Annotated in this window: 26 protein-coding genes; 16 read left to right on the top strand and 10 right to left on the bottom strand. The window is 37.4% G+C overall.

The window, feature by feature from the left end; all coding sequences use genetic code 11:
- Nucleotides 1-196, top strand: a 196-nt coding sequence (locus tag BANVL01_RS25355) for an efflux RND transporter permease subunit (RefSeq protein ID WP_156482418.1), incomplete at its 5' end; no start/stop codon positions are given.
- Between the two features lie 105 nt (nt 197-301).
- Here the strand turns inward: BANVL01_RS25355 and lepB are convergent.
- The 3 genes from lepB to BANVL01_RS25340 form a co-directional block, all read right to left on the bottom strand.
- The gene (gene lepB / locus BANVL01_RS25350; RefSeq protein ID WP_066092725.1) at nt 302-775 is read right to left on the bottom strand and encodes a signal peptidase I; all 474 of its coding nucleotides are present in this window, start codon (nt 773-775) and stop codon (nt 302-304) included.
- Between the two features lie 364 nt (nt 776-1,139).
- The gene (locus tag BANVL01_RS25345) at nt 1,140-2,018 is read right to left on the bottom strand and encodes a sensor domain-containing diguanylate cyclase (RefSeq protein WP_268874976.1); all 879 of its coding nucleotides are present in this window, start codon (nt 2,016-2,018) and stop codon (nt 1,140-1,142) included.
- A 12-nt stretch (nt 2,019-2,030) separates the two neighbouring features.
- Complete coding sequence (locus tag BANVL01_RS25340) at nt 2,031-2,498, bottom strand: PAS domain-containing protein (protein WP_066092721.1); 468 nt, start codon at nt 2,496-2,498, stop codon at nt 2,031-2,033.
- Nucleotides 2,499-2,829: 331 nt separating this feature from the next.
- Here BANVL01_RS25340 and BANVL01_RS25335 point away from each other — a divergent pair, with 331 nt between their 5' ends.
- Complete coding sequence (locus BANVL01_RS25335) at nt 2,830-3,177, top strand: CotD family spore coat protein (RefSeq protein ID WP_235845760.1); 348 nt, start codon at nt 2,830-2,832, stop codon at nt 3,175-3,177.
- 154 nt (nt 3,178-3,331) lie between these two features.
- On the opposite strand, the gene BANVL01_RS25330 is transcribed toward BANVL01_RS25335, so the two are convergent.
- Nucleotides 3,332-4,129 carry a Cof-type HAD-IIB family hydrolase gene (locus BANVL01_RS25330; RefSeq protein WP_066092718.1) on the bottom strand — a complete coding sequence of 266 codons (798 nt, stop codon included), beginning with the start codon at nt 4,127-4,129 and terminating at the stop codon, nt 3,332-3,334.
- Nucleotides 4,130-4,317: 188 nt separating this feature from the next.
- On the opposite strand from BANVL01_RS25330, the gene BANVL01_RS27590 reads away from it, so the two are divergent.
- From BANVL01_RS27590 to BANVL01_RS25315, 4 genes are all read left to right on the top strand, one after another.
- Complete coding sequence (locus BANVL01_RS27590) at nt 4,318-4,494, top strand: hypothetical protein (RefSeq protein ID WP_156482417.1); 177 nt, start codon at nt 4,318-4,320, stop codon at nt 4,492-4,494.
- Nucleotides 4,495-4,723: 229 nt separating this feature from the next.
- A complete protein-coding gene (locus BANVL01_RS25325) occupies nt 4,724-5,242 on the top strand; it encodes a methyltransferase family protein (RefSeq protein ID WP_066092716.1) in 519 nt (172 codons plus the stop codon).
- Nucleotides 5,243-5,476: 234 nt separating this feature from the next.
- Complete coding sequence (locus BANVL01_RS25320) at nt 5,477-5,821, top strand: ArsR/SmtB family transcription factor (protein WP_066092712.1); 345 nt, start codon at nt 5,477-5,479, stop codon at nt 5,819-5,821.
- Nucleotides 5,822-5,844: 23 nt separating this feature from the next.
- Nucleotides 5,845-6,360 (top strand): SRPBCC family protein, encoded by a 516-nt coding sequence (locus BANVL01_RS25315; protein WP_066092709.1) that lies wholly within the window; start codon nt 5,845-5,847, stop codon nt 6,358-6,360.
- A 270-nt stretch (nt 6,361-6,630) separates the two neighbouring features.
- Here the strand turns inward: BANVL01_RS25315 and BANVL01_RS25310 are convergent, their stop codons facing one another.
- Nucleotides 6,631-7,593, bottom strand: a complete 963-nt coding sequence (locus BANVL01_RS25310) for a helix-turn-helix transcriptional regulator (RefSeq protein WP_066092706.1) — start codon at nt 7,591-7,593, stop codon at nt 6,631-6,633.
- A 110-nt stretch (nt 7,594-7,703) separates the two neighbouring features.
- Between BANVL01_RS25310 and BANVL01_RS25305 the strand changes: the two genes are divergently transcribed.
- The 3 genes from BANVL01_RS25305 (at nt 7,704) to BANVL01_RS25295 (ending at nt 9,930) form a co-directional block, all read left to right on the top strand.
- A complete protein-coding gene (locus BANVL01_RS25305; protein WP_066092705.1) occupies nt 7,704-8,183 on the top strand; it encodes a GyrI-like domain-containing protein in 480 nt (159 codons plus the stop codon).
- Between the two features lie 22 nt (nt 8,184-8,205).
- Entirely contained in the window at nt 8,206-8,673 is a 468-nt protein-coding gene (locus BANVL01_RS25300; RefSeq protein WP_066092702.1) for a DUF8821 family protein, read from the top strand.
- Between the two features lie 144 nt (nt 8,674-8,817).
- Entirely contained in the window at nt 8,818-9,930 is a 1,113-nt protein-coding gene (locus BANVL01_RS25295; RefSeq protein ID WP_066092699.1) for a lactonase family protein, read from the top strand.
- A gap of 132 nt (nt 9,931-10,062) precedes the next feature.
- On the opposite strand, the gene BANVL01_RS25290 is transcribed toward BANVL01_RS25295, so the two are convergent.
- A complete protein-coding gene (locus tag BANVL01_RS25290) occupies nt 10,063-10,755 on the bottom strand; it encodes an aspartate/glutamate racemase family protein (RefSeq protein ID WP_066092696.1) in 693 nt (230 codons plus the stop codon).
- Nucleotides 10,756-11,029: 274 nt separating this feature from the next.
- On the opposite strand from BANVL01_RS25290, the gene BANVL01_RS25285 reads away from it, so the two are divergent.
- The 5 genes from BANVL01_RS25285 to BANVL01_RS25265 all read left to right on the top strand — a co-directional run bounded on the left by BANVL01_RS25285 (nt 11,030) and on the right by BANVL01_RS25265 (nt 14,833).
- Nucleotides 11,030-11,500, top strand: a complete 471-nt coding sequence (locus tag BANVL01_RS25285) for a DinB family protein (protein ID WP_066092693.1) — start codon at nt 11,030-11,032, stop codon at nt 11,498-11,500.
- A 148-nt stretch (nt 11,501-11,648) separates the two neighbouring features.
- On the top strand, nt 11,649-12,230 hold the full coding sequence (locus tag BANVL01_RS25280) for a DUF3995 domain-containing protein (RefSeq protein WP_235845758.1): 582 nt from the start codon (nt 11,649-11,651) through the stop codon (nt 12,228-12,230).
- A gap of 392 nt (nt 12,231-12,622) precedes the next feature.
- A complete protein-coding gene (locus BANVL01_RS25275) occupies nt 12,623-13,015 on the top strand; it encodes a DoxX family membrane protein (protein WP_066148158.1) in 393 nt (130 codons plus the stop codon).
- A gap of 235 nt (nt 13,016-13,250) precedes the next feature.
- Nucleotides 13,251-13,736, top strand: a complete 486-nt coding sequence (locus BANVL01_RS25270; protein WP_066092690.1) for a DinB family protein — start codon at nt 13,251-13,253, stop codon at nt 13,734-13,736.
- Nucleotides 13,737-13,942: 206 nt separating this feature from the next.
- Entirely contained in the window at nt 13,943-14,833 is an 891-nt protein-coding gene (locus tag BANVL01_RS25265; protein WP_066092687.1) for a DMT family transporter, read from the top strand.
- 105 nt (nt 14,834-14,938) lie between these two features.
- On the opposite strand, the gene BANVL01_RS25260 is transcribed toward BANVL01_RS25265, so the two are convergent.
- From BANVL01_RS25260 to BANVL01_RS25250, 3 genes are all read right to left on the bottom strand, one after another.
- A complete protein-coding gene (locus BANVL01_RS25260; protein ID WP_066092683.1) occupies nt 14,939-15,493 on the bottom strand; it encodes a hypothetical protein in 555 nt (184 codons plus the stop codon).
- A gap of 702 nt (nt 15,494-16,195) precedes the next feature.
- The gene (locus tag BANVL01_RS25255; RefSeq protein WP_066092680.1) at nt 16,196-16,759 is read right to left on the bottom strand and encodes a GNAT family N-acetyltransferase; all 564 of its coding nucleotides are present in this window, start codon (nt 16,757-16,759) and stop codon (nt 16,196-16,198) included.
- Nucleotides 16,760-16,825: 66 nt separating this feature from the next.
- Nucleotides 16,826-17,431, bottom strand: coding sequence for a LysE family translocator (locus BANVL01_RS25250; protein WP_172800912.1), 606 nt, complete (start codon nt 17,429-17,431; stop codon nt 16,826-16,828).
- 650 nt (nt 17,432-18,081) lie between these two features.
- Here BANVL01_RS25250 and BANVL01_RS25245 point away from each other — a divergent pair.
- The gene (locus BANVL01_RS25245; RefSeq protein ID WP_066092674.1) at nt 18,082-18,333 is read left to right on the top strand and encodes a hypothetical protein; all 252 of its coding nucleotides are present in this window, start codon (nt 18,082-18,084) and stop codon (nt 18,331-18,333) included.
- A gap of 135 nt (nt 18,334-18,468) precedes the next feature.
- Nucleotides 18,469-18,843 (top strand): YhfM domain-containing protein, encoded by a 375-nt coding sequence (locus tag BANVL01_RS25240; protein WP_066092671.1) that lies wholly within the window; start codon nt 18,469-18,471, stop codon nt 18,841-18,843.
- Between the two features lie 67 nt (nt 18,844-18,910).
- Here the strand turns inward: BANVL01_RS25240 and BANVL01_RS25235 are convergent, their stop codons facing one another.
- Nucleotides 18,911-19,165, bottom strand: a complete 255-nt coding sequence (locus BANVL01_RS25235) for a hypothetical protein (protein WP_066092670.1) — start codon at nt 19,163-19,165, stop codon at nt 18,911-18,913.
- Nucleotides 19,166-19,514: the final 349 nt, after the last annotated feature.

Here is a 19,514-nt window from a genome sequence, read left to right as displayed (position 1 = left end):
CTTATTACCATTAGCACTCTCAAGTGAAGGCGGACTAATTTCACGATCGCTTGCAATCGTTGTTATTTCAGGGCTGCTGACATCTACACTCTTAACCTTGGTGATTGTACCGACTACTTATCATGTATTACATTCGGTAAAAGAGAGATTAACTAAAAAGAAAACGGAAAAAATCACTGAAAAAGAATCAGCGTAAAGTTGTGGGAACGGTTCTTTTACTTCATTAAACAATTAAGGGTCAGTGCCGCTGCTTACAGTAGCGGCACTGACCCTGTTAATTAAATGGCGTGAATCCCTCGTTCTATTTTGCTTTTATTTTTATCACTTTCCCTATTATATTCTCTTTTTTAATAGGGCCGAAGTGTCGGCTGTCTTTGCTATAGCGATGATTGTCACCCATAATAAAATATTCATCGCCTCCCAGGGTAATCCCTTCTTCTAGTTTTGAATCGACTATTGCATCATCATTATATTTTCCATTTTTGGGCTCGCCGTCAGTAAGCAGCTGTCCATCTTTTAGTTGAAGAAACTCACCAGGTAAACCAACTACTCTTTTTACATTCATCATACCATCGAAATTGTAAAGAATGATGTCTCCCCGCTCCACCTTATGATTCTTATAATAGCCTTTATCGACACCGAGCCTATCTTTGTCTTGAATGGTAGGCACCATGGCAGAACCGCTTACATCTACCATTCCAACATTAAAACATCTAGTAAGTAATAAGATTGTAAAACCTGCAACAATAGCCCCAATCACCAATCGTTTCTTCATTCATCATCGCTCTTTCATTCTGTTTTTTTAGGCTGTTTTCGTAATCATTATTGTTTCTCACAAAAAGGAGGACTTTCGGTGAAAAATTACACATTGCTAGCAATTTCATACCATTTATCAACGGAAATTTAACAATTATTTGCGATACTAAGCAATATATCTGCGATGCTGAGTTATTTATCTTCGATTCAAAGCATGGTCACTACTTTCAACGGTAATATAAGAAATTCTCCAAAAAACAGAAAATCCCTCTTTGGTGAATTGGCTATACAATGATTCTGAAGTGACCCCTGAATGGGTTATTAATCATTTAATCGAGCACGAATCACGTCTTAGGGGACAGATTTTCCAATTACTTAGAGAATTACGGGAAAATTAAGTTAGCGGGTTTCTCCAGATCCAGACGTTCGTTGGCCTGTTGTTTCATTTTTGGGGTGTACAGGCTGTAACCGCTCCTGCCTTGCTCCTTGGAATCAAACATGGCAATGTCCGAATGTTTAAATAAGGTATTCAGATTATCACCGTGCTTAGGGTAGAGACTAATCCCAATACTAGTGGAGATGTTTACTCTGTGACCGCTTAAATAAAAAGGTTCAAGCATGGCCATGGTGATTTTTTCACAAATAAGCGAAGCTTCCTCGTCACTTATTAGCTGCGGGACAAGAAGAATAAACTCATCTCCGCCAAACCGGGCGAGGAAATTTTCGCGATTTCCGGTGACGGATTGCAGCCGTTTTGCCACTTCCATTAATAAAAGGTCGCCTGCTTCATGTCCTAAACTATCATTAATCACCTTAAAATAATCCAAATCCAGGAGGATAAATCCTAGCTTGGAATCGGTCGTGTCCTTGTTTTCGATATACTGTTGTAGATAGGTGCGGATATACCAGCGATTGGGCAGGTTGGTCAGGGCATCATGATAGGCCATGTGCTGAATCTTGGCTTGATCTCTCTTTTTAGCACGAATATCGCGGCAAAAGGCAAAATACATTTGATTTTTCCCAATCTGAATCGGGCGAAGGTTGATATCTACTGGAATCGCCGTGTTTTTTCCGATCATGACGTCTTCGAAATTGGCCGCGGCCTGATTTAATTTACCGGGCAGGCTAGAAAAAATTCGTTCCACATTCAGATGGAGCAGCTCGTCCTTTGAATACTCCAGAAGTTCACAGGCAATTGGATTTACATCTGTGAACCGGCCGTCTGAGCCAAGCAAAAAGAAGCTATCCCCCGCTTGCTCAATGACACCTCTGAACTATTCCTCGCTTTCACGAAGAAGCTGCTCGGCCCGCACGCGGTCTGTGATATCTAAGCCAAATCCTAACAAAAAGTCTTGATTCGATTCAGCGATCTGAAGGATGGTTTTTCCGGAAAACATATGTTGTTCTTTCCCGTTAAATCCGGTAGGTAATTCTTTCGTGACCAGTTTTCGCTGTCTCCACACTTCCAAATCCGTGGCGCGATTGACTTCTGCAATATGCTGCGGGAAAATATCAAAAACAGTTATGCCAATTAATTCGTCTAAATTTTTGTCATTCGCCAAACAAGCATGTTTATTGGCATATAGCGTCTGCCCTTCAGGGTCTTCAAGGTAAATATTTATCGGTATCGCATCAAGAATGCTTAAATATAAGGACTCATTTATGCGATTTTGTTTGGAAAGCAGCTCGTTTTCTTTTTCTAACGCAGCTAGCCTTGAGCGCAGTTGATCTAATTCTTCCATTTGTTCCACCTTCATCCCAACCATAGTGTGTTTCTCGGAAGTCTCTTATTTGCATTATATAATAGCAGCTATGGCTCATTTAAAGGAAATTGCGAAAGATTTATGAAAACGGGGGAATTGGTGAACCAAGGGGGCGGTTCTGGTGGCTTTTTACTCATGAAAAGTGAATGGAAAGGACTATGAGGACCGTCTTTGTGGTACATCGCATCGCATATCTTCCTAATGTGTAAAAAATTTTAAATCATAAAATAGGTATCTAACTAGTCCACTTAAACAAAAGGTCACATAGACTAATGGTGACACAAGACAAATTCACATGGAGGTAATATTAATGAATAATCGGAATATGGGGTTTGGTGGTTATCCAGGAGCGATGATGCCGGGACAATACGGTGCAGGATGTGGCTGTCCTCCTCAATACTGCCCACCACAAGTGTTTCCAACACAGTATGACCCGGGACTAGTTGACCCTGCACAACAATATGTAAAAACAAACTTATTTAATAAAGTAGTCTCTCATGTCCATCCTTCTCATACGACAACAGTCAACAAGCTTCATGTTAATCATCAACATTATTTTCCCCACACAGAATCATGTGTAAATGAATGCTGTGAAACACATACGATGTGCGGTGTACCACACAATCCTTGTTGTCCATCAGGACCATTTGGATTCTAGCTGCTTTTTCCCCCTCATTAGGGGGCTTTTTTATTTGTTGGAGGATTAGGAACCCTTACTTAAATATTGATGATAAAAAAATGACAGGTATGAATCTAATGAAATAGATTACACCTGTCATTTTTTATTTCAAAAAGTAGTTTTTAAAATAACTTTAAATCACATTTGATTTATACGAATTATGAAGATAAGTTTCTATAAACTCAGCCAATCCATCATTTTCGTGGTGTCCTGTAACAAAATCAGCTGCTGCTTTAACCTCTTCGCTAGCATTCCCCATTGCCACGCCAGTACCGACATTTCGAAGCATCTCGATATCATTGGGTCCGTCTCCGATGGCGGCGACTTCGCTTGGTCTAATTCGAAATGTCTGAAGTAAGCTTTTTATAGCAGACCATTTGGAAACATTAGGAGCAACCAATTCAAACCCGTCATTCCAATTGATGACCTCTGCTTCCTTTTTAAACAAAGCAGATAAATCAGGTCTTGGTGCACCGATTCGAACACTATATTTAAGAACATCTTGATAATTTGCCTGTCTTAAATCTCCAATATAACGCGGCGGAATTTGCCCAACTTTTGTCCAATACTCTATTTCTTCATTTGTTTCCTTACAATAAAGCCCATTTGCTGTGTGAATCATAACATTACAAGGATTTTCAGTGGTCAGTTGGTGGAATCGTTCTTCGTTCAGTTGGACGGTTCTCATTTGCAATGCTCTGCCTGTCTCTGCCTCGTGAATAGCGGCACCATTCAAACAGATCATTGGAGTTCGTAATCCGATTTCTTTATGGTAGGGAGCGGTTACTTCGTAGTGTCGTCCAGTAGCTAGAAAAACCTGGACTCCCTGATTAATGAGACCATAAATGGCCTCCATATTTCGACGGGAAATGTTGTTTGAGGCTTTAAGTAGTGTACCATCCATATCAATAAATACTGCACGTACATTCATTTATACGGCCTCCTCATTCGTTGGTAAACCAATCATATCATCTGAATATTAATGCCATGTAAACTCAGTGTGCAGATTAAATGAAGTTATTGAGAAGCAAGGGATGGTTCTATGCAAGATAAAAATAGTAACTTTTTTTAACAATTAACTAACTGAATAGATTTTGTGGAAGGTTTGGGGGATCTTATATGAGGACTGATAAACTTATCTTTATGGGAGTAATGGCAGGTATTTACTCTTTTTTATTAGATGGTTATGAACAGGATTATGGACTTAATTCTATTTTGAGTGGTTGTATCTTAACAGTTTTAACAATCATTACAGGATATTTATTACATAAGTTCGGACGTAATAAAAAAAGCTGACTTAGGTAGGTCATTGGTATTTTGTTCAACGAACGGCCTAGACCATGATATTAGATTAGTATCGGGGTGTTGATCCAAGAAGGATTGACGCTCTTTTTATTGAAGTTACTGAACTTACAGAGCAGTTTGTTTCAATAAAAGTAATTCTACATATATTGGGGTAATAGTAATATAAATAATGTAGCAATAAACCTCGGTTGTAAATTAAAGACCTAAAAGGTGGGATAGAATGAATGCGTTTTTGACAGTTATACCAATTTTACTTATCAGATATGGTCTATTGAGTGCAATAAGTAAAGAAGGGCCTAAACGTGCAGGTTTCTTTGCTCCATTATTGGGAAAAGAAAAAGTGGCATACTGGATTTATCAAATTACGACCGCACTTATTCTATTATTTTTATTATTACTCAAAATTAGAACAGACTCGGTTTGGTTTCATATCGGCCTAATAATCTATATTTCAGGAATTGTTTTATATGCGGTATCTATAGTAAATTATGCTAATCCTAAAATAAATGGGATAAATGTAACCGGGTTATATCAAATATCCCGCAACCCTATGTACATTGCCTATTTCATTTACTTCTTGGGTTGTGTTTTGCTTACACAATCATGGATATTGCTGGGGTTATTAATAGTTTTCCAACTATCAGCGCACTGGATTATTCTTTCAGAAGAACGATGGTGTATCCAGAAATTCGGGGAAGAGTATATAAAATATATGAATAGAGTGAGACGTTATTTATAGATTACGCTTAAATTAAATGGCAGGGTATATTCCTTATACTCTTATGTGAAGAATTAATATGATTTAGAAATAAAAACAAATCAATAAGGGGAATTAGGTGTGATACCACTTTAATTTAAATATTCTTTGACAGGAATATTCCTCGTCAGGTATAATCAGTTCAGCAGGACGATAATATTAGTGATGATGTAGATGTGATTTTACCGAAGACCATCACTTGACGAGGTGATCAACATGTCAGGGAAGACTCCTGGCGTGAACATGACGACGCTGAGCGCTTTGTCTGAACCAAACCGTATGAATATCGTCGAACTCTTGCGTGACGGTCCCCTGACCGTGGGAGAAATCGCCGACCAGCTGGGACTCCGGCAGCCCCAAACTTCGAAGCATCTAAAAGTGCTAAGCGACAACGGGATTGTGGAAGTACAGGCTGAAGCTAACCGCCGCATCTACAAGCTTCGTGCTGAGCCCTTCCAAGCGATGGATTCTTGGATACAGTCCTTCCGGCGCGTGATGCAAGAAAGATTCGACAATCTAGATGATTATTTGAAGGAATTGCAGGACAAGGAAAAATCATAAAATAAGTTCAAGGAGGAACTACAATGTCAAACAACACAATGGTATCGAGAATAGAGAACAATCGGGTACTGGTACTGGAGCGTATTTTCGATGCGCCACGCGATCTCGTATTCAAGATGTTTAAAGAGCCGGAGCATCTAAAACGCTGGTCGGGACCGAGGGGCTGGGAGATTCCGGTCTGCACCGTCGATTTCCGTCCGGGAGGCGTTTTGCACTACTGTATGAAGTGTGTCGATCAGAATCTGGGCCAATTTTTTGGTATGGAAGCCTGGAGTAAAGGAATCTATAAGGAGATTATCGAGCCGGAGAAGATCGTCTACACCGATTACTTTTCGGATGCCGAAGGCAATGTGAATGACTCCATGCCGGCAACCGAAATGACATTGGAATTCATCGATTTGGGTGGAAAGACAAAGCTGATAAACCGTGCTGAATATGTGTCCGCTGAAGCTCTTAAGACCGTCATGGATATGGGTATGCTACAGGGCATCACCGAAACTTGGGATCGTTTGACCGAGCTTGTCGAGTCACTGAAGTAGATTAACCGTAACGCTGTTTTCAGCGTTAGTAAGGTTTAGGAACATTGAGTAATATTGGGACTATTGAATTTTATGATTGGTCTTTTGAACATTTAAAAACAAAATATAAATCTGCTGAAAAAGAATCCATTTTGATCACTCTTTTATCAAAATGGATTCTTTTTATTTATCGTGAAATATAGGTTTGGACTAGGCTGTTATAGGCGTGGAAATAGGGGGTAACTGGCAACTGGCCAAGCTCAAAATTATTTGGGTTTTAACTGGCACTGCTTAGGGGCAGAATAAGCATAATCTCTCTTGTAAACCTTCTAAGACTTCTTCTGGCACTTCCCTGACCTTGATATCCCCACCAAGGAAAAGCAGCCAATTTGTTATTTCGGTCAATTCTTCGGGATTATTAACATGGATAAATGTCTTTAGAATGGCTGTGGTTTGGTAAGGATTCGTATAGGAAATGGAAACTTTTAAAGGATGGTATTTTTTGAACTGGGCAATCGCTTTTGGACCAAGTTCAAGGACAAGGTTGATTGCTTCTTCCTGCTTCCTTAGTTTTTCTAAAATCTTTTTCTTAGTTAATCTTTTTTTCGTCGGGTAGGGGTTGACATCGGTGAGATCGTCGACAGGAACAATCTTCTTCTTTTCATCCTTTAAGTCAAATCCTTCAATCAGCCAAAGGCTTTTTTCACGATAAAGGTGCAAGAGATAAATTGGATAATGCTTTTTCACCTTCTCTTCTTTGATGGTAATCAATAAATAGCGATCCAAAAGAAGGAGTTGGATGAGTTTTTCTAACATCGGATGGGGTAAATCTGACAGATCAAGCAGGTCGGGATTATTGGGGTTGGTCCCTTCAAAAAGCAAGATTTGATTTAAAAGAACGAGGGTCTCTTGCTGGTTTTCTGAGATGAGGCCAAGTAATTTTTCAGCTAAGGACTGACGACTCTTTAGATAGGGAAGTTGTTGATTTCTTGTGGCCATAAAGGCAATAAAAAGAGCTTTAATCTCAATATCGGTAAAGCGAACAGTGGGCAGGACAGAGTTGTTCATGACAAAATAACCCCCGTCCCTTCCAACTTCAGCGACAAGCGGCATCCCCATGGCCTCAATTTCTCTGATATCTCGAATAGCTGTCGAACGAGAGATGTTAAATTCTCGCATGATTTCAGAAATGGTAAAGTGGGCGCGGTTGTTGATATACCGCATGATGATATTAATCCGTTCAACTTTTTTCATCGGGCTCTCCTAAACAGTATCATTTTTTGACATGATTTAAGGTTATTATAAACCCATCAAGTGAAAAGATAAATCATTTGATTAATTTTAAAAAAAGGAAGGTTTTGAATATGGCAGATTATACTCTAGAAGAAAAAGACAGCTTTACCGTTTTAGGTTTTGGAACGGAGCTTACGAGCGATTACACAGACTTTGCTGGCTTAAACAAGGAAAAGTCAGACTTTTGGCAGGCAGTAAGCCAAGATGGAAGGCTTGATACTTTAAAGACACTAGCCACAAATGACTACGTTTTTGCCGTGAACGAAGCGGTGAATAACAAGATGATGCATTATGCTGGCGTCATGACAGAGAAATCGGTACCAGAAGCAACCAGAGTCATCCAATTTCCGAAGGGGGAATACCTAGTAGTTAAAGGAGAAGGGAAGACGGCTGATGAGTTGAGTAATACTCTTACTGGCATTGCCTTTGGTCAAGCCTTGCCAGAAGCAAAGAATGTTGCCTATGTTGGCGGGCCGAATGCAACGGTTGAGATGGGGCAGCGCAACGGCTTAGTTTTTGGTGAAATGTGGATTCCTGTTGTTAGGAAATAAAGAGATAAAAGGAGGGATGGAAATGTCCTATATCGTTGATTTTAAAAATGTGTCTACGGTTGGTTTAGAGTCTTCACCTGTAGCAGAAGCGCTTGCTGGTTTACGCGCGAATGAAGCCCGTTACTTTATGAACAAATACAAGCATGAATTTACGGTTATGCCAGCTAGTGAGTCCAGCGAGACCCTTGATTATGTGAACCGAATTTTGAAGGAAGAACGTGATATTGAGTTTGCGGCCAAGCCGTTAGAAACGTCGCGTTTTCAAGTGGAAAATATCAAAATTGCCTACGTCTTTTATGAGGATGGACTTTCGATCAACGTCATGTATACGGTTGATGACCCTAAGCCGAAGCGGGCCGTTGGTCTTAAGCTTTCTGAGGGGATGGAGGTACCAAAGGAGTTAGAAGGGAAGTTTAAGTTTGCCAGACAGAAGTCTAAACTAGCTGGAACCATTCGGGGCTCGTATTTTGTCATTAAAGGAGAATATTAAATTCATTTTTCTTGTTATACAAAGGGCGCGTTCAAACAACGCGTCTTTTTGTAGTCCACCACTGTTTGTTCATTCATTTTTCATCCATTTTGGGAATTAAAAAGGCAAAAGAACCATATAAAATGATGAAAGGAGGAGGATCAAATGAGACAGATAATCAACAAATATTCTCGTGCTAGTGTGAGTATGGTGTACATGATGTCCAATAATGAAGTAATGAATCAAGTCATTGCCTTTAACAGGAACATGAATGGACTGCTCACCTTTGTAGGTGCCTACCCAACTAATGGTAGAGGTACAGGTACAAGGGAAGTCTCAACTGCAACAGCAAACGATGGTGTCGATCCCCTGACATCACAAGGCGCCTTAACTTTGTCCCGTGATGGACGTTTCCTACTTGCCGTTAACGCAGGAAGCCATAGTATCAGCAGTTTCATCATAACCGACAATGGGACACCTGTCCTTGTGGATGTAAAGCCATCTGGAGGTGCTCAGCCCAATAGTGTGGATGTGTTTGGTAATCTTGTCTATGTCTCCAATGTAGGTAACCCGGCAAACAATTTTACATCCAATATCACAGGTTCTCACATCGACGATAACGGACGCCTTACTCCTTTTCCCGGATCCATCCATTCTCTCAGTACTTTCAATGCTCAGCCTGCTCAGGTTCTCTTCACTCCAGATGGCAGTAAAATCATTGTATCCGAGCTTACTTCAAATCATCTCAGTGTATTCTATGTCAATAAAAATGGTACCCTTACTGGACCAATTGTTAATGAATCTTATGGTAAGGGACCATTGGGCTGTTTTTTTCTATCCTCGGGAATCCTCTTAGTTACAGAAGCCGATTCAAATGCGCTATCATCTTATTCCTTGAGCAACGACGGGAAACTTCATGTGATCAGCGGCTCTGTACCAAACGGATATAAGACTGCTTGTTGGGTTGTAACGACGAGGGATGAACGTTTTGCATACATTACCAACACCTTAAGCGGCACCATCTCCACCTATCGAATCGATTCCAATGGAGCATTGTCGGTGGTACGGCATATTACCAGTACGCCTCCAGGTACAGCAGCAGGTCTACCGATGGATGTTGGTGTGAGTAAAGATGGACGGCATTTTTACACTCTTAACGGAAATCAGGGTACAGTGTCAGTATTTACTATCCAAGATGATGGTAGTTTAGTAAGTTTACAAGTTGCTGCTTGGACTAACTTTCCTTACTTTGGGTCGCAAGGTTTAGCAGTTCTTTGATTCTATGCGGGTTCACTATACTGTGTGGAGTAGAAAAATTCAGGAGTTGCTAAAAAACAAGGCTACCGACAAAGTTATGGGAAAGCGCCCGATTGTGTAAAATCAAGAATTGCGATAGTGCTGCAGAAATAACTACTTCTTTAAGGACATATTTACTGCTTCAAGAGCATGTATATAAGTTGTATCAAACAGTGGTACATCGGAATCCTCCGGTTTTATCAATAATCCAATTTCTGTACAGCCTAATATAATTCCTTCAGCTCCAGTTTCGATCAAACCTTGGATAACCTTTTTATAATAATCCCTTGAGGTTTGTTGAACCTTACCTAAACATAACTCTTCATAAATAATCGTGTTTACAATCTCTCTTTCATTAGCATTTGGTACGATAACCTTTATACCATTAGATTCTAAACGTGATTTGTAAAAGTCTTGCTCCATAGTATACCTTGTGCCAAGTAATCCTACTGAATTAATTCCTTGTTCTTTAATTTTATTTGTTGTTGCATCGGCAATATGTATAATAGGTATGTTGATTTTTTCCTGTATATCATCTATAACCTTGTGCATGGTATTGGTACAAATAACAATAAAATCTGCGCCCCCTTTTTCCAAAGATTGTGCAACGTCACCCAATGTTTCACCAGCCTTTTTCCAGTCACCCTCTGACTGAAAACGCTCAATTTCTTCAAAGTCAACACTGTATAAAAGGCATCTTCCAGAATGTAACCCTCCTAATCTTCTTTTCACTTCTTCGTTAATAATCCGATAATACTCAACTGATGATTCCCAACTCATTCCGCCAATAAGTCCAATAACCTTCATGTTAAAACCTCCAAACCATAGTCATTTTTGTTTTCTCCCTTTAGCATCTAATTCAAACCTTATTATATAAAAACGTCCCTATGAAACAAAATATATCTTCTAATAAACTTCCATTTACTAACGGATAATCCCTTCTCTTATTCCAGAAAATGTCCCACCAGAAATATCTGGCTGCCCCTAACAGGATATTCTATTAAAATGTAGAATCATATATATAGGTAATTTATTTGTTAGAACTTTCATTGAACTCTAACTATTCGAGGAGGAGAGGGCTTTGAAACGAATGGATTTGCTTTTATACGTCCTAGATTCAACTTTCGATAAAGAGAGTTGGTACGCACCGTTTAAAAATGCTATCGAAGGACTTACAGCCGGGCAGGCTAACTGGAAACCATCTGGAGAGGCAACTAAAACCATTTGGGAGAACGTTAATCATCTCATTTATTACAAAGAGAGTCTTGCTGCCAGCTTGGAAGGCCGTGAATGGACACATAATCTTGACGGGGATGCAACCTTCAATTTCACCGATCAATCTAATGACGATAAGGAATGGAAAAAAGTCGTTGAACGTGCCGAAAACGCTCAACGCAATTTAAGACAAGTATTGAGTACCATTTCCGATGAAAAGCTTGATCAAAATTCGCTTGAGAGGAAATTACTGGACAACATGCTTCATGATGCTTATCATACAGGGCAAATTATTCAATTAAGAAAAATGCAAGGGTCTTGGCCTTCCATTCGTTAAGCGAACCAAGAAATATTTTGTTTTGGTGAATTAAATTAATAAAAGGAGCTTCATAGCTATTCCATTACGCATACCCTGAATAAGGATTAACATCCTTAAGTACAAGTCCTACACAAAGGATCCTAGGACACTGTCGAGGTGATCGTTAGTGAATTCGAATCTGTCGTCGAAACCACCGCAATCAAAATCAACCGTTTGGGCTGGGGGCGCTGTTTTTGTATGGTCAATTGCCTATATGCTGCCACACCTATATTGGGCTTTAGGCGGAAGAGTGGGGCTGTCCCTACTAAAACCCGGCGTGGCTGCATCTTCCCAGTTTGAACTAATTAATTGGATCTCGTTACCAATCTTTATTGTTGCGGGACTCGTAGGTCTTGGTTTCATTTATTTAGGAAAAAGTAAAATTCTGAGCTTATTGTTGCTTTCCATATCTGTGTTAGGGTGTTCAATAGCCACTGCTCATGGTATTTATGGCATTATCTATCGTGGCTTGCAAATCGCAGGTGTGATTGGCTTGGAGAATAGGACATTTGATATCCACGATGATATGTACGTAGTGTGGGATATGGTCATTTTCGAACCGTGGTTTTTGATTGAAGGCATATTACTTGCGATTGCAGGATGGTGTTTTTTGAAGGGAGCACGGAGCAGGAAAGTTTGGCTTATGGTGTGTATTCTTGGCACGATTGTTGGGTTGGTCACAGGGATGCTAGGTGTGCGATTTGCATAGTTAATGTGTTTCAGCTATCGAGTGATGAGCTACTGGGATTGTTATTACCGAGGGATCAATATGTCGGTTTTCAAGTTCTTAATTGTCTGAATCAGTTATTGAACGGGGGCTAGTGGTAAATAAGTACGATCCAGCTTCAGCAGCCTTTAATCTTCAGCAAACAGGCGCTTTCCTGTAATAAGGAAAGTGCCTTTTCCATTTTAGGCCCAAATTCTTGAACAAGAGAAGTCAATAATCGTATTTTAAAGGATGTCGATGTGGTTTCTATTCTGGGAGTTAATTCAACTTACATCGGAGTTTACTTGAATAAGCACACCAACCTTAAATATTTTTTGGGTTTTTAATATTATAAATTTTCGAGTTGTAATAGACTTTAATAGGAGGTGTGCAAATTGTCTAAAATATTTATGCAAATAAGTAGGTTATTTTTAGGGATCATTTTTTTGGTTGCAGGTATTAACGGTTATTTTGTCATCTTTGGATTTGAACCATTTATCGCAACTAGCCCCGAAGCAATGGCATTATTCGAGTTTGAATATCTGTTAATTGCAGAAAAATCTTTAGAAGTTATATGTGGAATTTTACTCATAATCAACCAATTTACCCCATTAGCCATTGCAATATTATCACCAATTGTAGCCAATATTTTCTTACTTCATTTGTTCCTAGACCATTCGTTACTTATTTTAGCAGTAATGCTTGTCCTCACTCATGGTTATTTGTTGTTTTACTACAGAAAAAACTTTATGAGTATATTGGAGAGGAAATCAAAACCTTCTCAATAACTCGCCCATACATATATCTAACTTCAAAATATCTTGTTCAACTTGATACGTTAATTTAAATACAATTAAGCGGTCTTAGGATTAAATCCATGCTCTAGTAATTTCAGAAAAATGGCAATTCTGCAGCAAGAATTGTGATCTTTCTATAGGATAAGGGCCATTTAACGGAATAATGCAGGAGATTTCAGAAGGGCGTCGAAATAGAAAATTTATAATTAGGAGGAGTGTGATTGGTATGTCTCACGCTAAAGAGGTTCTGTTAGATCAATTGTTAGCAAATGCGAACGACCTTAGCTGGTACGTTCCATTTTCGGAATCAGTTGCAAACTTGTCAGAGGAAGAAGCGTTTTGGAAACCCAATGATGAAAGCAACAGTATTGCAGAAATTGTGCAACATCTCCTTTACTGGAATGAGACATGGCAAAAGAGGTACGAAAAATCTCATGTCAATGCTGTTGCGCCAATAGGTGATAATAATAAAAGCTTTATTGTTCCAGAAAATAAAAAATTTGCTGACTTAAAAGAGTGCCTCCTAGAGGTTCTGCTTCAGTGGCAAGATCTACTAACTGAAGAAAAGGTAGAAAATGATGTGAATGGTTTCCCTGAGACTGCAAAGTGGTGGGCAGTTCTAGGAAATTTGTCCACGCATAACGCCTACCACATTGGACAAATCGTTTACATTCGGAAACTACAAAAAAGCTGGAAAACTAATATTAAATGAGATAGTGAGAACTTACATTTCTTGTTCCACAATCGGGCGCAATACTTAAAGAGCTGGTTGTTATTACCGGCTTTTTGCTTATTTAATTAAATGTCAGGTTTATTGAAGAAGTATCTAGAATATATTTAAACTAAAATAATACTATTTTGAGATATAAGTTTGAACCAAACCAGACATTTAGCTCAAGAAATAACGAGGGAAAATAGATGAAATTACAACTTAGAGCTGATTTAATGCTGCTAATGATTACATTTTTTTGGGGTGGATCAATTTTACTTACAAAAATCGGTCTCGACTATCTGCAAGAATATAATTTAATCTCATTACGTTTTACTCTTGCATTTCTTTTATCAGGGATTGTATTTTACAAGCACATAATTAAGACTGATTTTAAAACAGTAAAATATGCTTTTATATTATCGTTTATTTTGTTTATTGTGTATGTGTTTGCGACTTTCGGTACGAAGTATACATCCATCTCAAATGCTGGTTTTTTATTTAGTCTCACAGTCATATTTATACCAATATTATCTTCTGTATTCTTAAAACAAACGCCTGGAAAAAAAGTTGTTTTCGGAATTGTATTATCAATAGTAGGAGTAGGCCTATTAACCTTACATAACCAATTTAAGATAGGTTTTGGTGACCTTTTTTGTATTCTATGTGCTTTATTCTATGCAGTTCATATCATGATTACAGGAGCAGTGGCTAGGCATGTAAATGCCATTTCCCTTGGAGTTTTACAACTTGGTTTTGTTGGACTGTTTAGTATTATTTTCTCTATTTTTATGGAAAAACCAAAATTTCCTGACAATTATGAGTCATGGATTGCAATCTTGGCATTAAGTATATTTTGTACGGGAATTGCTTTCATTGTTCAAATCATTGCCCAGCAACATACCAGTCCAACCCATGCAGGTCTTATTTTTACATTAGAACCCGTTTTTTCCTCTATGTTCGCTTTCGTTTTCACGGGTGAAACTCTCTCATTTAGAGGTTATTTAGGGGCATTACTATTATTAATAAGTGTTTTAATTGCTGAACTAGATTTTAAAAGTTTATTAAAACTATTTTCATTCTCTGTGATGAAGCGCTGATTTTGCGCTTCATGGATGGCTAAAGGGGAGGTTAGTTAAAGTAAAATAATTATAGGAAGACAGTACATTTCCAATAATGGAACCAACCTGCCGTTTTAGTTTGCCTTAAAAAGCGGCAACATCTGGATCAGCAGTATGAGATTGTTTTGGGAATAGGAATCCTGTGGTGTAGGGTGACGATTGACCTTTTAATCGAAAAGCTTTTTCAATTTCAACCGCAGCACGCCGTGCATCTTCTACGGATCGTTTGCCTGTAACAATTTCGTTCATCAAGTTTAATGCCATAAAATTCCCCGCTTCTTGATCACATTTAGCCGTAGCTTCACCAGCAGTTCGGTCTGGATATAAACTACCATCAAACTGTGCTAATTCATCAAAAAAATGAACAGGAACTTTATAATCAATGGTTTGTTCTAAATAATCAAGATGGGGAGTCGGAGTGTTATGAGGTACAGTATCAAGATGAACAATCGTACGCTTCCAAGGACCATTGTTATACCAGATGATTCTTCTTGAACTTGCTTCATTAGGTAAACCATATTTATTGACTAACAAATAAACAGTATTTTTTGGTTCCCCAGTCCACCCCTCCAAAATTTGATCTAAAATTGGATGAAGACCGGAATGTTGACGGTAATAACCGCTAAAGCCATTATTCATTTCAAAATCCCCTCCTTCCATATTTTATACGGGTCCTTTGTCCATAGTTACCAGTATGGAAAGCACAAACAAGAATGCGAATAATTGTTAAGCAAGCAGGGGCGTTTAGTCCAATAAGAAAAAGTAGTTAAGATCTTCAACAATCGGGCACTATTTTTTGAATAAAAGTTAGATTTTTAAACGACTTTATTGTTATATTTTTTGTATAGTTAAGAATCTTACATCAAAAATTAAACAACTATATTTTTAACCCCGTCCTAAATTTAGAACAGGGTTATGCTTGTTTGAGCTTTTAAAATTAGGCTCTGTTATAACTAAATGTTGATTCATTGTGTTTGAAAAATAAACGGTAAAATTCCGCTTAAATTGGGAAATACACATATTTCCTTAAAAATAAAGGAAGTTTTTCCGATTATATTATCCAAACCTTTGGATTTTGTCTTATTTAGAGCAGTTAATCGGAATTTCTCCGTTTATATCTGCTTTTTAAGCTTCCTCTTATACATTAGCCGGAAATTCTCCGCCTATGAATTCTCATACCTACACGAAAATCAACAATGAATAATAACAGATACTTAGATTGTTGCTATCTAAGCTTCGCAGATAAATTAAACGTCCATAAGATTTTGCAAAAGTGGTTCATCAATTGAAAGGGTTAGGTAATCTGATGTTGTTAACAATTTTTTGGAAAAACCCCTCAATTTAAACGGCCTTCTTATTTTGAAACTTCTTATTGCTTCGTAAAACGGTGATAAAACCATCCAAGATATCATGACTTACCGAAAACCCTTTACGCTTATAGAACTCCAATGCGTTTTCATTACCGTTTGAGACATAGATAAAATAATCTTCGATATCATCAAATTTGTTTAACCACTCCATTGACATTTTGAAAAGTGTTGATCCAATCCCGTATTGTCTGTACTCTTCTTTAATATAAAATTGCGATAAGCAACCTACGTTATTTCCTTTGACTGATGAGAGTTCAAAAAAAGTGGCAAAATCATTTGAATACGCTTCCTTTGGAGAAATATTTGTATACACATAAGCCACTATTTCATCTTTTTTATCAAGGTCTTTTACTACCACAATATAATTATGCAATGCACCTTTAATTGAAGGTACCATTCGTGTTTCAAAATTCATGCTTTCAAACAACCCTAGTTTAATTTGAGCCTTTGACTTTTGAAAGTCCATGAGTTCATTGCACAAATCTCGACAGTATTCTATTTTTTCTTCCGGAATCACTTCGTATTGAAGGTTCATATTTCCACTCCCTTTATAGTGCTAATCTGAAATTCCTAGACCAGTTACCTCGCCCATAAGAATCATCTAATTATGTGCCTTTTCAAGAAATAGCTTGATACCAAAACCTATCAGTATTGTTCCTGTGATACCTTCAATAATATTTTGTGTTTTAGGTTTTTTCATAAAAACGCTAATTTGATTAATTAAATAGACATAAATTAATGACCATGCGGCAGTCAATACAGTATAAGTGGTCCCCATTATAAGAAAAGGTAAAAATGTCTTACTTTCAGAGGCAATGAATTGAGGGAAAAAGGTTAAGAACAAGATAGCAACTTTGGGATTAAGGAGATTTGTAAGGAACCCTTGTCTAAAACAAGATGTGCTTACAAACTTGCTTTTTGTGTTCATCTCAACGCTTGCTGCTTCTTCCTTTTTCTTCAAAGACCATAATGTCTTAACACCCATATAAATTAAGTAAACAGCACCCACATATTTAAAGACAGAAAATAATAACGCTGATTTCACAATGATGGCTGAAAGTCCTAATATGGCAGCAGATGTATGGATAAGAAGGGCACAACATATACCAAAAACTGTTTTAAGACCCCCGACTTTCCCAACGGTGACGGTATTTTTTGTAGCAATTGCAGTATCGGGACCGGGTAAAATGATAAAAAAAATACACATAAGGACAAACAGATAAAAGTTTTCCAATTTATTATCCCCTTTCCAATAATAAAATTGTAAGAATACTTACACAGTATTATATATGAATCGTGTATATTTGAACATTAACCTTTGTTTAATTAATTCCTTGGTGAACTAATGGCGACCTTTATTTTGTTAATTATAAGTAAACACCTATACTTAATGAACAAACGAAGCAGTTGAAGAAGGAAATCGGAAGCTCATACTTGAATATTAAATATTGGTATTTATTTTAGTTAGCAGGGGAGTTCCTCTCGTGAAAAAATCAGAGATGAGAGGGAAATTATCAGAGCCTATTGACCAACCTCATTTTATAAAGATCGAACATAAAAGATAAAAGGAGGATTGGCATGGATACAAAATATTGTTAGTGATCATGAATATCTTAGATTGGATTGTATTGCTGATAATAGTAAATTAAATAACTTTTATAAGAATAATAAATTTGAACTTGTTGATTTAACGGATGGTCATAATAAATATCAAAAATGTATAAGAAAGAACTAGAAACAATTCAACTAAAGTGTACGTTGATCCAAGAAGGATTAACGCTTATTTTTGTAGTGCTTCTCAACGGGCAGTTTAGCACAAGAAGATGAATGGTAATTTTGTGGAAAGGGTGATAAAAAGTGAGAAGACGGGGAACTGGTGTTGCATTTATAGCTATATCTGCTTTTCTAATTTCAACTAAATATATTAGTGCTGCTATTTTTGGTTCAGGAGTTAATAGTTGGGATGAACAGTTGTTTAATGGAATGTTAGAGTATGTTGGAAACCTTCTTAGTAACTTCAGTTTATGGTCATTGATGATTGGAATAGGATATATTATTTGGGGAGAATATGACGAATTTAATACGAAAAAGCAAAATTTAGATGAATAATATATTTTGAAGTAACGGGTGCGATCCTTTAATAACGAAGGATCGCTTTTTCTTTATTGAAGTAACGGGTTAGTGGAACAATAGGGTGACTTATTTATCTAGAAAATCATCTAACAATTCAAGGGGGGAGATTTAATGAGAAAATGGATTGTTAAGCTCTTTTTGCCTTTTGTTTTACTATTTGTATTAATCGGTTGCAGTAAAAGTTCTGATAATACAGAAAAGGTAAATGTTTATAAAATGGTGAGTTTTTCCCTTACTGAAAAGGATTCGTTGATTACATTTTCAGACTCAAAAGTGATTAAAGTTTTTATAGATGCATTTAATAACGCTAAAAGAGTGCCAGGGGTAGTCGATGTGGCTGAACCTGAGTATAAAGTTGAACTTGGGGATAAAAAATATTTTCTTTGGATAAGGCAAGAATCTGGTACCATAATGAATTTAAATGATAGGAATACTGTGTATACACTTTCAAAAAGTTCCGTGAAAACAATTAACGAGTTCTTTTAGGAATTACTGATAAGCTGTTTGAATTGAAGGACATCATTTATTTTAGATAAAAAGCTCAGTGGAATATTTATTCACTGAGCTTTTCTCCTGTTATGATTTCATACAAAACTTGGGAGCCCTTTTTCGAAAGTTTAACGTATTTGTTTTCCCCTTCAATGACTACCTCAAGACGGTTATTTTGCGGTGAAATCCAAATATCGTAAAGATTGTTTATTTTAAAATCGGGAGGACGAGAGATCGAAACTTTAGCGTTTTCCCAATCTGCATTTCTTAATACTGATAACACCTTATTAATGGTTTCTGTATCAGATATATTTTTCAATTGTTTATAACTATCTGTTCCATCGTTCTTTAATATCTCTAATGTTTTAACATCGGGTATTACATTGGCATTTTTAACTTTTTAATGCTAATTGCTTTGCGGATTTCCAGATATTTTGATACAAAAAAGGGTAACTGTTTTCAATTTTCTACTTCGAAACTGAACTACTTAGCTCGAAAAAATGTGCTTCTCTTTTAATAATAATTCTTCTTTAACAGGCAGATTACTTTAAGAATGATTATAATTGAATAAAGAACTTAACTCAGAAGTGTTGCTGTTTCTTAATATACGAGGAGGTAAATGATGAAGTTTTTTATAAAATTAAATACTATTAGTGCCTTATACGCTG

It is taken from the genome of Neobacillus novalis NBRC 102450 (genome assembly GCF_001591805.1).
Classification (GTDB): domain Bacteria; phylum Bacillota; class Bacilli; order Bacillales; family Cytobacillaceae; genus Neobacillus; species Neobacillus novalis.
Note: the sequence above shows the minus strand (reverse complement) of the source record. Positions and strands in the feature narration are given on the sequence as shown.